The organism is Bacillus sp. JJ783, from assembly GCF_036963225.1.
In the GTDB taxonomy this organism is placed as follows: Bacteria; Bacillota; Bacilli; order Bacillales; family Bacillaceae_G; genus Bacillus_A; species Bacillus_A cereus_U.
Genome location: NZ_JBALMG010000037.1, coordinates 135,913 through 147,954, shown reverse-complemented (window position 1 = coordinate 147,954; position 12,042 = coordinate 135,913). Strand labels below are relative to the sequence as shown.

The following is a 12,042-nucleotide window of genomic DNA, read 5'->3' as shown; positions in this document are numbered from 1 at the left end:
CAGAGTTTGTCCTTTAATGTCATAAATTTTTGATTGGTTTTCATAAAATATAAGAATATAAGTTTTTAAAAGGAGAAGATGGAGAAGATTATGTTCGGGCAACGACAAAGTATGATTGTTTATTTACATTCATTGAAACATGCCAAGATTTTAAGGAAATATGGTAACATTCATTACATATCAAAACGTTTGAAATATGCCGTTGTATATTGTGATATGGAACAAATTGAGCATATGATGCAAAAATTGAATAAACTTCCTTTTGTGAAAAAAGTAGAACAGTCGTATCGCCCATTTTTAAAAACAGAATTCGAAAATTCGCGTCCTGATCGGGCAAAAGAATACGATTATAGCTAAGTGAAAAAATCCCCTGCTAAATTTAGCAGGGGATTTTTTTATTTGAAATAACGTGTTATTTCATTGGAGGAATGAAATTGTTCATTCGTAAAATACCAATTAGATGATTAAAAAATAGTTCTTTTTCAGGGAAAGTTGTTGATGGTTTTACAGTAAAGGGAGTAACTTTTTTCCCTATTTGTTCCGCCATTTCTTCAAATAAAACGACACGTTTACTTTTTTTATTTTCAAGTAAAGGAATGCCTTCACGACATATGTATAATGGTTGGAAATCACCAGTATTTGTCGGTTTTAGTATTACAACAAGTGAACACATTTTTTTTTCGTTTTTTACAGTTTCGAATTGTAACATATGTGTTACACGTTCTTGGTTTGTTTTGGCAATTTCAAGTAATTCATATAAGTCAGAGTAGCCTTCTCCGAGTTCTATAAAGCGTTGAATCATATTTTTTCCTCCTCTTTCTTTTACTGTACCACCTCACTTTTTAAATGAAAAGTAGACAAATAAAAAAACCCTGCAAAGCAGGGCCCTTCTAATACTAGTATGTACTAGTAAGAAGGCAAAGGGAGAGGAGAAACCGGAGGAAGAACTTATGGGGAAACGTAAGTCTTCTCCGCGGTTGGCAACAACATCGAAGATGATGTTGTTATATTTATTTATGTCCAATCTAAATGAAGATATACATAATGAAATTAAAATTTATGTTAGGCTTTTTATTTTTCTTTTTTTTATTTTATGATAGGATAAAAAAGGTAAAGTGGAACTGATGTACATAAAGGGTTTTTGTTCGCAAATAGTGAGATGAATATGCAAGAAATAGCGAACGGTTATTTTAACTAAAGTTCTCTATAGGTTAAGTAACGAATTAGTGAAGAATTGTATGGTTTGGTAGCGGTTACTGACTTGAGATGGATTTACTGTAATCGCTCGATAGATTGAAATAAAGGTAGTGACAACAGATGAGAGTAGTTTCAGGAAAATGTAAAGGGCACCCACTTAAAGCGGTACCTGGTAATACAACACGTCCAACGACAGATAAAGTGAAAGAATCTATTTTTAATATGATAGGTCCTTATTATGATGGTGGTATCGCTCTTGACTTATTTGGTGGTAGTGGTGGTCTTGGAATTGAGGCCATAAGTAGAGGGATTGATAAAGCGATTTTTGTTGACCGAGATAGTAAAGCGATAAAAGTCATTCATCAAAATTTAGAAAGCTGTAGAATACAAGAACAAGCTGAAGTGTATCGAAATGATGCGGAACGTGCGGTAAAGGCGCTTATAAAGCGTGAAATATCATTCAATCTTATACTAATAGACCCTCCATATAAAGGTCAAAAAATTGTGTCTTTAATTAGTGTGATCGATCAACATGGATTGTTAAATAAAGATGGCATCATTATGGCAGAGCATGGGGATGACGTGGTTTTACCTGATTCAATAGGAGAACTTGTAAAAGTACGGGCAGAAAACTACGGGATTACAGCAATTTCGATTTATAAGTATGAAGGTGAGGGGACAGAATGACAAGTATAGCTATTTCTTCAGGGAGTTTTGATCCAATTACCCTTGGACATTTGGATATTATTAAAAGGGGAGCAAAAGTATTTGATGAAGTATATGTAGTTGTTTTAAACAATTCATCAAAAAAACCATTCTTTTCGGTAGAAGAACGCCTAGAGTTAATTCGAGAGGCGACAAAGGATATACCGAATGTAAAAGTTGATTCACATAGTGGATTATTGGTGGAATATGCAAAAATGCGTAATGCAAATGCAATATTACGTGGTTTGCGAGCGGTTTCTGATTTTGAATATGAGATGCAAATTACTTCAATGAATCGAAAATTAGACGAAAATATCGAAACCTTCTTCATTATGACAAATAATCAATATTCATTTTTAAGTTCAAGTATTGTGAAAGAAGTTGCGAGATATGGGGGAAGTGTAGTAGACCTTGTTCCTCCGATTGTAGAGCGTGCTTTAAAAGAAAAGTTTCAAACCCCGTTAAAGTGAACGGGGTTTTTCTTTATGAATGCGTAAAAACAATAAGATAACATATAAATATAAACAAAATAAGGTGAAGATTGGTCCGTAGTGTATAAATGATGTCCAAATATCAGTTAGTGTGTAAGAATGATTCAATAAAAATACGGGAAGATCTTCTTGCGTAGGCGAGAAAGAATGAACTTTTTCATAAAATGGTCCCCAAAATATAAAAGTGAGAATAGGAGCGAGAATACTTTGGATAATTCGAGCTAAAAAATATGGTTTAAAGCGGATATCTGTCTCCGCTAATATGCTTGCTACTTGTGCCTGAATAGAAAGGCCGCTAAATGCTAAAATGAAGCTTGTTACCATCGCTTGTTGAAGAAGTGTTGATTCATTAATTTGACTAATCATTTGGCTTCCAAGCGTCATTTCAAAAATACCAGATAATATCGGAATATTAAATTGGGATGTAAGTTGGAAGAATGATAAAATATGTTGCATAATAAAAGAAAGCGCTTCTGTAATTTCGAAAACAGTAATCATTTTATTTAAAACAGAGAATAAAATAATAAACCCACCAATCATGAGCAATGTTTGAATAGAAGAAACGATAGCGTCACCGAGTAGTTTTCCAATCGGTCTTTTTTCTTGCATACGTGTTTGGTGGAGGATGGAAAAAGGGTTTTGAAAGGCATGCTTTTGATTCGTATGTTTGTCTTTTATGTAAGTATCGTTAGTACCATAAAAGCGCATAAGTAATCCGACGATAAAGTTACTTATATAATGTGCTGCTGCTAATACGAGCCCTAATTTCGGATTATTGAAAAAACCAATAGAAACCGCTCCGAAAATAAAAAGTGGATTAGAAGAATTTGTGAAAGATACGAGTCGTTCCGCTTCGATTTGTGTTAGTTGATTGCTCTTGCGTAGTCTAGCGCTTAATTTGGCGCCAGCGGGGAATCCTGAAGCCATTCCCATTGCCCAAACAAACCCACCTACCCCTGGAACACGAAACAGTGGACGCATTAGTGGTTCTAATATAACACCGATAAATTTTACAATACCAATACTGATTAGAAGTTCCGCAATGATGAAAAACGGTAGTAGTGAAGGGAATACAACTTCCCACCATATATTTAACCCGCGAATTGAAGCTTGCAAAGCAGCTTGGGGGTGAAGTACAAGAGAAAAGGTTAAAAATAACATCGATATGGTAAGAAAAGCAGTTTTCCATTTTTCGTACATGTAAGAAAATCCCCCTTTGTCCCAAAAACGTTCATTTCAGTATACGTGGATATGTGGTGAATTTAGACCATAAGTATGAAAAAGGAATGAAAAAAATTAAAGGGTGAGAAAAATGAAGGAACCAAAAATCGGTTTAGCGCTTGGATCCGGAGGTGCAAAAGGTTTTGCTCACATAGGGGTAATAAAAGTATTAAGGGAAGCTGGTATCCCTATTCATATGATAGCAGGTAGTAGTATAGGAGCGTTAATTGGTACATTCTATGCAGCGAGTTGTAACGTTGAAAGACTGTATAAATTGGCAGCTGTTTTTAAAAGGAAATATTATTTGGATTTTACAGTTCCTAAAATGGGATTTATTGCTGGAAAACGTATCAAAGATATGATTAAAATGTTTACATATAATAAAAATTTAGAAGAGTTAGATATCCCGACGGCTGTTGTGGCTACTGACATTTTGAAGGGGGAAAAAGTTGTTTTTACAAGCGGTCCGATTGCGGAGGCGGTTCGAGCTAGTATATCTGTGCCAGGGGTGTTTGTTCCAGAGAAAATAGATGGCCGCTTATTAGTGGATGGAGGGGTAATTGACCGTATTCCCGTATCGGTTGTAAAAGATTTAGGGGCTGATATTGTTATTGCTGTTGATGTATCTCCAATTAAGGTGAATGGAGAGGTTACATCGATTTATGATGTGATTATGCAAAGTATTGAAATTATGCAACATGAACTTGTGATGAATCGGCAAATAGCATCAGATTTAATGATGCGGCCAGCAGTAGAACAATTTAGTTCGCGTGCTTTTACACATATTGAAGATATCATTCGGGTCGGAGAAGTGGAAGCAGAAAAACACATTTCAAACATTTATTTACTAATTGAGCAGTGGAAGGAGAAACATAATGTTTAAGCGTTTTCGGTTTATATATGCAATTTTAATAGGGGTTATATTGGCGATGCTACTTGTTTATGTGCGTTTGCCATACTTTGTGACAAAACCAGGTATGGCCGCGAAATTAGCGCCGTACGTGCAAGTTGACGGTGGTACTAAAGAGTCTGGTGATTTTATGCTTGTCACTGTCTCAATGGGGCCTGCAAATGTTGTGAACTTAATAGCCGCGCAATTTAATAAATATACACACGTTTCGAAGGCGGAAGAAATATTGCAAAAAGGTGAGAGTGATGAAGAATATCAATTTCGTCAAGAGTATGCGATGAAAGATTCACAAAATGCTGCAATTTATAATGCATATAAACGTGCGAATCGCTCTGTTTCTTTTGAAAATAAAGGTGTACTAGTGGCTGGTGTAGCAAAGGGTATGCCGTCAGAAGGAAAGCTTAAGCTTGGAGATGTTATAGTAGCTGTCGATGGAAATACATTCGACAAGACGGAACAATTTATTGAGTATATGACAGGGAAAAAAGAAGGTGATACAGTAAATATTGAATACAAGCGGGGCGGAAAACAGTTTAAAGAAAATTTAAATGTAAAGACAATCCCTAATGGGAATGGACGCGTCGGTATAGGGGTCTCTATCGTTACGGAAAGAGAGCTAGTAGTAGATCCGAAAGTGAAAATTGATTCCCATGAAATAGGAGGCCCGTCAGCAGGGTTAATGTTTACACTAGAAATTTATAATCAGCTCGTTGAAGAAGATTTAACAAACGGACATGAAATAGCTGGAACAGGTACAATCAATGATAAAGGAGAAATTGGTCCAATTGGTGGTATTCAGCAAAAAGTAGTAGCTGCTAGTGATGCAGGAGCTGAAGTGTTTTTTGCGCCAAATGAAAAAGGTGTAGAGAAATCGAATTATAAAGATGCTCTTGAAGCTGCGAAAGATATTAAAACAAAGATGAAAATTGTACCGGTGGACACACTGGATGATGCATTAACGTATTTAGAAAAAATGGGTAAAACAAAGTAAACCTCTCTGAAGAAGAGAGGTTTTTCTTATAGAAATTTTTTCATTATTTCATCATAACGAATTGGATGATGCGTTGCGTCTTGTTTTAGCAGTTGTGTCCGTAAAGGTTCTTGCATTATGGAGAAATATACAGCATTTGATTTTCGTTCTATGTCTAAAGTTGGATGTTCGAATGTTTTTGTATGAGTAAGGATTGGGAGTTCTATTTTTTTCTTATTTTTAGAAAGATAAGTTTGTCCTTTTTGTGACATTCCGAGAAGACGGATATACGGCGCATGTTGCTCTATATTTGCTTTATGTATTTCTTCCTTCGTTGTATTTGTTAAAATATGTGTACAAGCTCTTTGTAATCTAGTCCATGTATAACGTTTTGTTTTTAATGCTTCCATGAATGAATAGAAAGATGAACTGTTTTGTATTTTTGATAAAATACGATGCTCTAAACCTTCTTCCATTTCATATATATGTTGTAAGTCCTCTGAAGACATCGTCATAAGTTTGTATTTAAAAAATGAAAAGTATTTTTCCCAGTTATGTAACGTCCCGTAGTTTTGCTTGTAGTTTTCTAAAAGAGAAGCAGTTATTTTTGGGATAAAAGGCTCAATAGTTGTAGAGGAACTGTTTTCATTAAATAGCTGTTTGCGAATACTTGTTGCACTTGCAATATGTTGATCATGAAATATTTCATCATGATAATGAGAGGCGAATCTTTTTATAGTTTGCGCTTGCATGGAACTATTTTGTAAGAGAATCGCTTTAATGTACTGTAAGCCTAAAATGTTATTTGGTTGTGACATATCTACGTTTTTTTCGGGTGGTAAGATGTGTGCAAAAGCTTCAGATGTAGCTTTTGCATAACTATTACCTGCATTCATAAATTGCTTCACAAGACGATTAAAAGTCTCTTCTTCATTTTTTTGTATAGCGATGGTAGTGTAGAAATTTTCAGTTTGTCCATCTTCACTGCCGAAACAAATGTCAGAAACACCAAGGGCGTTTAAAATCGAAATTGCGCCATTTGCGAAAGTTTCGGCCTTTTGGGTTGCGAATGCATAAGGAAGCTCTACAACAAGGTCTACGCCGTTTGTTAAGGCCATTTTAGTACGATACCATTTGGAGATGAGTGCGGGCTCACCACGCTGCAAAAAAGGACCACTCATAACGGCGATAATAATATCAGACTGTGTTAACTTTTTTGTTTGTTGCACATGATAAGCATGACCGTTATGAAAAGGGTTATATTCAACAACAATACCACTGGATTTTATGGTAATCTCTCCTTTCGATGTAGCATCTTTTTGGAAAACGTGATAATCTATATATTATTTCCTATGATGACTTCATTATAGTGTAAAGAAAAAACATTGACAAATATAAAATGGCTAGCTATAATTTTGTTTGTTGCCTTGAGGTGATATGATATGAAATGGTCCATCCATCAATTGAATAAATTGAGAAATAAAGGATTGACATTAAATGAAATGGTAGATGTAAGTGAGCTAAAAGAGGTCGAGAAAGATATTCGTGAAATTAATCCTGTTCAAGTAACAGGAAGAGTTGATTTTGGCTCCGGTAAGTTTACGTTTCATCTACATATAACTGGAAGCATGGTGTTACCATGTTCTCGCTCTTTAGTAGATGTGACATTACCATTTGACATTAAAACAACTGAGGTGTTCCAAACTTCAGAAGAAGAATTTGAAACAGAAGCTGAAATTCATTGTTTAGAAGGAGAAGTACTTGACTTACTGCCCGTAATCAAGGAAAATATACTTTTGGAGATTCCAATGCAAATTTTCAGTGATGATGTTTCTGGTGGAGCACCGATGCAAGGTCAAGACTGGCAAGTGATTTCGGAAGAAAACAAAGAAAAGACTGTTGATCCAAGATTAGCAGGACTTGCAAAGTTTTTTGACAAATAATCGGAAGACTGGTTTAGGCCTTCATATGAAAATAACTATTTCTTTTAAGGAGGTGGGAAGAATGGCTGTACCTTTTAGAAGAACTTCTAAAACAGTAAAAAGAAAGCGTCGTACGCATTTCAAATTATCAGTACCTGGTATGGTAGAGTGCCCAAGCTGTGGTGAAGCGAAATTAGCTCACCGTGTATGTAAAGCATGCGGTACTTACAAAGGTAAAGAAGTAATCAGCAAGTAATTGCGAAAAATAAACGTAGAAGATATCTTCTACGTTTATTTTTTTTGTCTTATTCTTTATTTGTTGTATTCTATCTTTTCTAGTAACTGCATATGCTTAATAAAAAATGCATAGGGAGGACTAGAGAGATGGCGACAACAAGACAAGATGCTTGGACTGATGATGAAGATTTGCTTCTGGCAGAAGTAGTACTCCGGCATATTCGTGAAGGTGGAACGCAACTTTCCGCTTTTAAAGAAGTGGGGAGGCATTTGTCTCGTACACCTGCAGCTTGTGGATTTAGGTGGAATTCTTACGTTAGAAAGCAGTATAAAGAACGTATTGAAGAAGCGAAGCAACTTCGTAAGGTAGAAAATTATGAAGTGAAAGAGACAATGGTATTAGAGCCAAAATCTATTACGTTGAATGATGTTATTGAATTCTTGCGAAATTATAAAGATGAAAGCTCTTTAATGGTGTTGCAACAACAAATTGAATCGTTACAAACAGAGAAAGAACGTCTTCTGGAGCGATTATCAGTATATGAGGAAGAATATAGAACATTACTTGATTATATCGATCAAAAAAGAAGTGTAATGGTAGCTGAAAGAAATGGCGCTCGCTCGAATGGAGAATTAGAAAAATTAAAGAAATAAAAACAGCTGCGTAACAGCTGTTTTTTTTGTTTCTTATGCAGATTCTTCGTTTGTAATCGCATTCAAATTTGTTTCTGGATGCCAAATATAAAAATCACCATCAGTTACTGATACTGGCTGGAAACTTAATTTATCCCAAAAACCAGCTGATTGGATACGTGCTATCGTTTTAATTGGGAATTGTAGTTGTTGCGCATAATTAACAAGCATTTGTCCGAATCCTTGTTTTTGAAAAGTCGGCAATACTTCAAGTTTATAAAGTTCTAGGTAAGTACCTGTAATTTCAAATGGTTCTCCACCGTTCCTTTTCATATATAGACTCATACGTGCGATTAGCGATCCTCCATAATAAATACCGTAAAATGGAGACTCACTATCATTTTCAATAATGTTTGCTTGTAATTCTTCCAACATGGATAGTTCTTGAGCTCCGCACCCTTTAAATTTTTTAAATTCATCTAATGTTTTATAATTGATGAGCAAGCGTTCAACTTTTGGGAATCCCATTACATCACGTCCTTTTCTTATCTTGTTGAATGCAGAAAAGTTAAAATATTTATAATAATATTATAACTCATTTTTTAATTTTTATGAAGAAGATAGAATATTTCTTTCATTATTTTTTTGAGGATTTGCTAAACTAAGAATAGAACTATGTATATAGGTAGTATATACATAGTGAAAGAAGAGGTTGCATTTGTTAAAAGATAATTGAATCCTCAACTATGTAATTGTAATTTAATAAGATGTAAAGGGGGAAGGGCAAGGGAACTTATATCACTTGTTAATATGAGTTCTTTGTGTGAAGATGAAAATTGGAATTGTTGGACCGGGAGCTATTGGTCTCCTATATACATTTTATTTACAAAAAAGCAATCAAGATGTTACGTTGTTTACAAGAAACGCTAAGCAAGCAGAAGAATTAAACTTAACGGGTGTAAGTTGTATTAGGAATGGAGAACGTGAAACAGTATTTCCATCTATTTTACCGATAGAAAGTATGCTGGATAAACAGTTAGATTATACATTTATTGCTGTAAAGCAATATCATGTAACTGATATATTACCTTTTGTGCAGGGAGAATCGTCATTAATCTTTTTGCAAAATGGAATGTCGCATCTTCACGTTATGCAAAAAATAGGAAATGAACGTATAGCAGTCGGGATTGTGGAGCATGGTGCAAAAAAAGAGGATGGACATACAGTTCGTCATACTGGAATAGGTGTTACAAAGTTTGGTGTAGTGCGTGGTCAATCTAGTTGTTTTAAAAAGGTATTTAATTGTTTTCCTTTTGATTATTTTCCGATTCAGATAGAAAATGATTGGAAGGGGATTATGCGTAATAAATTAGTAGTCAATGTATGTATTAATCCATTGACGGCATTATTGCGGGTTGAGAACGGGGAGTTAATTTCAAACCCGTTTTTTTATCAAATGATGGAGCAAGTATTTCAGGAAGTTGCATTTCTTGTTAAAGAAGAAGATAGGGAAATGCTATGGCAAATGGTATGCCAAGTATGTGAAAAAACATCTCATAATACTTCATCTATGTTAGCGGACGTAAGAGCGAATAGACAAACAGAAGTTAATACGATTGTTGGATATGTATTAGAAGAAGCTAAGGAACAACAACAATCTGTTCCGACACTTCGATTTTTGTTCAATGCAATAAAAGGAATGGAATTATAAGTGTTTTTCTTTGCTTTTACGTGAAACATTGACTACAATGTGGGTTGGTGAGAGAACAGGATACGAAAGGAAGAATTATATGGAGATAAAAGAGATCTCTGTTCCACTACAAGGTGTTGTAGCGGACTATATGAACGTTAAAAAAGAGATACAGTCATGTTTTGATTATCTGTTAACAGAGGATGCTTTTAAACAGCGTTTACATGATTTGCGTGAGAGAGAGTTCTTCCGTCAAGATTTAGTAACGCATTTATTAGAATATAATACACAATTGCAAGCGGGAGAATTTACAATTCAAAATATAAAAGCGCTTGAAGATGAAAATACATATGTAGTTATAGCTGGACAACAAGCGGGGTTATTAACAGGTCCGCTTTATACAGTGCATAAGATCATTTCAATTTTACAGCTTGCAAAAGAAAAAGAAGAGAGCTTAGGGGTTCGGGTTGTTCCTGTCTTTTGGATTGCTGGTGAAGACCATGATATGGATGAAATTAATCATACATTTGTAACGAAAAATAAAAAAATAAAAAAGACCATTTTTCATGATCGTTATCCAAAAAAGGCGAGTGCTTCTGAGTCTGAACTTTCTATTGAAGACTGTAGAAAATGGGTCGAAGAGATTTTTAAAACATATCCGGAAACGAATTTTACAAAGGATGTATTACAATTTGTTGATGATGCTTTAGGTCAATCGCATACATATGTAGATTTCTTTGCGCGCCTTATTACGAAAATGTTCGCAAATTCTGGTTTAATTCTTGTAGATTCACATCATCCTGCATTGAGAAAATTAGAAGTGCCGTTTTTACAACAAATTATAAGTAAATATAAAGAAATTCAAGTAGCACTTCATAATCAACAGGAAGTAATTAAGGAATTAGGATTTAAACCGATTATTGAAACGAAGACAAATGCGGTGCATATATTTATGGAAATTGATAATGAGCGAGTATTGCTTGAAGAGAATCAAGGGAAGTTTATTGGAAAAGATGGAGTGCATTCATTTTCGTATGAAGAATTGATGGAAGAGATGGAAAGAAGTCCAGAACGTTTTAGTAATAATGTTGTAACGCGCCCTCTTATGCAAGAATATGTGTTTCCTACGTTAGCGTTTATTGGCGGTCCAGGGGAGTTAGCTTATTGGAGTGAATTGCAACAAGTGTTTCATACGGCCGGTTTCCAAATGCCACCTGTTGTTCCGCGCCTTACAATTACTTATATGGAGCGAGATATAGCGACAGATTTATATGATTTAGATTTGCGAGAAATTGATCCATTTCTAAATGATATAGATAATCTACGTGACAATTGGCTTTCTAATCAAATAGAGGAACCGATAGACGAGCGATTTATAGAAGCGAAAAAAGAAATAATGGATATCCATACATCATTACAACAATTCGTGAAAAAAATAGATCCAGGGTTAAATGAGTTTGCTGGGAAAAATGAACTGAAAATTAATGAGCAAATTGAACTGTTAGAAAGAATGTTGAAAAGAAATGTTGAGAAGAAACATGAGGTTCAACTGAATAAATTCCGCCGTTTACAATTTGCGCTTCGTCCATTAGGAGCACCGCAAGAACGTGTGTGGAATGTGTGTTATTATTTAAATCAGTTTGGCCTTGATTTTGTTGACCGGGTAATGGAACAATCTTTTTCGTGGGACGGAAAACATCATGTAATAAAACTATAGAATCTTGCTCTTTTGAGCAGGATTTTATTTTTATTCTGTTGAATTAACTGTGAAGTGAAATGTTTCTGAATTATTCATCTTATGTTATTGTAATGAATCGCTATGTATCAGGTATATATATATGACAAAATAGCACAAAATGTAAACGGATTATTATCTTTTTCGACAGGTTTTTGTTTAAATTCCCGCAAAAAATGATAAAATTTAGTATATAATAAAATAAAATAGCGATTTGTATAGCGTACTACCTTGTTGGAAGTTAAATGAGTCGTTCTTTAGTAGCATTTCATCCTCTAGTAGTAAATTGTGTTTGTAGAGTGAGAAATGTATTTAACATAATTAATTGGAA

Annotated in this window: 14 protein-coding genes; 10 read left to right on the top strand and 4 right to left on the bottom strand. The window is 34.7% G+C overall.

Annotation, left to right across the window (positions count from 1 at the left end; all coding sequences use genetic code 11):
- The first annotated feature begins 90 nt into the window (after positions 1–90).
- A complete protein-coding gene (locus V7038_RS08240) occupies positions 91–357 on the top strand; it encodes a YlbG family protein (protein ID WP_002088292.1) in 267 nt (88 codons plus the stop codon).
- A gap of 55 nt (positions 358–412) precedes the next feature.
- Here the strand turns inward: V7038_RS08240 and V7038_RS08235 are convergent, their stop codons facing one another.
- A complete protein-coding gene (locus V7038_RS08235; RefSeq protein WP_335469803.1) occupies positions 413–802 on the bottom strand; it encodes a DUF7147 family protein in 390 nt (129 codons plus the stop codon).
- A gap of 515 nt (positions 803–1,317) precedes the next feature.
- On the opposite strand from V7038_RS08235, the gene rsmD reads away from it, so the two are divergent.
- Together rsmD and coaD are read left to right on the top strand one after the other, a co-directional pair.
- Positions 1,318–1,884 carry a 16S rRNA (guanine(966)-N(2))-methyltransferase RsmD gene (gene rsmD / locus V7038_RS08230; RefSeq protein WP_002111464.1) on the top strand — a complete coding sequence of 189 codons (567 nt, stop codon included), beginning with the start codon at positions 1,318–1,320 and terminating at the stop codon, positions 1,882–1,884.
- Positions 1,881–2,372 carry a pantetheine-phosphate adenylyltransferase gene (gene coaD / locus V7038_RS08225; protein ID WP_000200601.1) on the top strand — a complete coding sequence of 164 codons (492 nt, stop codon included), beginning with the start codon at positions 1,881–1,883 and terminating at the stop codon, positions 2,370–2,372. The genes rsmD and coaD overlap by 4 nt, the downstream gene beginning before the upstream one ends.
- On the opposite strand, the gene ylbJ is transcribed toward coaD, so the two are convergent.
- Positions 2,364–3,593 carry a sporulation integral membrane protein YlbJ gene (ylbJ, locus tag V7038_RS08220; RefSeq protein ID WP_002111463.1) on the bottom strand — a complete coding sequence of 410 codons (1,230 nt, stop codon included), beginning with the start codon at positions 3,591–3,593 and terminating at the stop codon, positions 2,364–2,366. The two genes, coaD and ylbJ, sit on opposite strands and share 9 nt — an antisense overlap.
- Positions 3,594–3,705: 112 nt before the next feature.
- Here ylbJ and V7038_RS08215 point away from each other — a divergent pair, with 112 nt between their 5' ends.
- Positions 3,706–4,497: a patatin-like phospholipase family protein gene (locus tag V7038_RS08215; RefSeq protein ID WP_002088284.1), complete on the top strand. Its 792-nt coding sequence runs from the start codon at positions 3,706–3,708 to the stop codon at positions 4,495–4,497.
- Positions 4,490–5,515 carry a SepM family pheromone-processing serine protease gene (locus tag V7038_RS08210; protein ID WP_002111459.1) on the top strand — a complete coding sequence of 342 codons (1,026 nt, stop codon included), beginning with the start codon at positions 4,490–4,492 and terminating at the stop codon, positions 5,513–5,515. Before V7038_RS08215 ends, V7038_RS08210 begins: the two co-directional genes overlap by 8 nt.
- A gap of 26 nt (positions 5,516–5,541) precedes the next feature.
- Here the strand turns inward: V7038_RS08210 and V7038_RS08205 are convergent, their stop codons facing one another.
- Positions 5,542–6,783 (bottom strand): nucleotidyltransferase, encoded by a 1,242-nt coding sequence (locus V7038_RS08205; RefSeq protein ID WP_165763974.1) that lies wholly within the window; start codon positions 6,781–6,783, stop codon positions 5,542–5,544.
- 153 nt (positions 6,784–6,936) lie between these two features.
- Here V7038_RS08205 and V7038_RS08200 point away from each other — a divergent pair, with 153 nt between their 5' ends.
- The 3 genes from V7038_RS08200 (at position 6,937) to V7038_RS08190 (ending at position 8,307) form a co-directional block, all read left to right on the top strand.
- Entirely contained in the window at positions 6,937–7,437 is a 501-nt protein-coding gene (locus tag V7038_RS08200; protein WP_002111456.1) for a YceD family protein, read from the top strand.
- Between the two features lie 61 nt (positions 7,438–7,498).
- Positions 7,499–7,672 (top strand): 50S ribosomal protein L32, encoded by a 174-nt coding sequence (gene rpmF / locus V7038_RS08195; RefSeq protein ID WP_001984764.1) that lies wholly within the window; start codon positions 7,499–7,501, stop codon positions 7,670–7,672.
- 128 nt (positions 7,673–7,800) lie between these two features.
- Positions 7,801–8,307 carry an RsfA family transcriptional regulator gene (locus V7038_RS08190; RefSeq protein WP_002111454.1) on the top strand — a complete coding sequence of 169 codons (507 nt, stop codon included), beginning with the start codon at positions 7,801–7,803 and terminating at the stop codon, positions 8,305–8,307.
- A gap of 33 nt (positions 8,308–8,340) precedes the next feature.
- On the opposite strand, the gene V7038_RS08185 is transcribed toward V7038_RS08190, so the two are convergent.
- Positions 8,341–8,814, bottom strand: coding sequence for an N-acetyltransferase (locus V7038_RS08185; RefSeq protein WP_002111452.1), 474 nt, complete (start codon positions 8,812–8,814; stop codon positions 8,341–8,343).
- A 295-nt stretch (positions 8,815–9,109) separates the two neighbouring features.
- Here V7038_RS08185 and panE point away from each other — a divergent pair, with 295 nt between their 5' ends.
- Complete coding sequence (gene panE, locus V7038_RS08180; RefSeq protein WP_335469800.1) at positions 9,110–9,997, top strand: 2-dehydropantoate 2-reductase; 888 nt, start codon at positions 9,110–9,112, stop codon at positions 9,995–9,997.
- A 79-nt stretch (positions 9,998–10,076) separates the two neighbouring features.
- Positions 10,077–11,693: a bacillithiol biosynthesis cysteine-adding enzyme BshC gene (bshC, locus tag V7038_RS08175; protein ID WP_002111449.1), complete on the top strand. Its 1,617-nt coding sequence runs from the start codon at positions 10,077–10,079 to the stop codon at positions 11,691–11,693.
- Positions 11,694–12,042 lie beyond the last annotated feature (349 nt).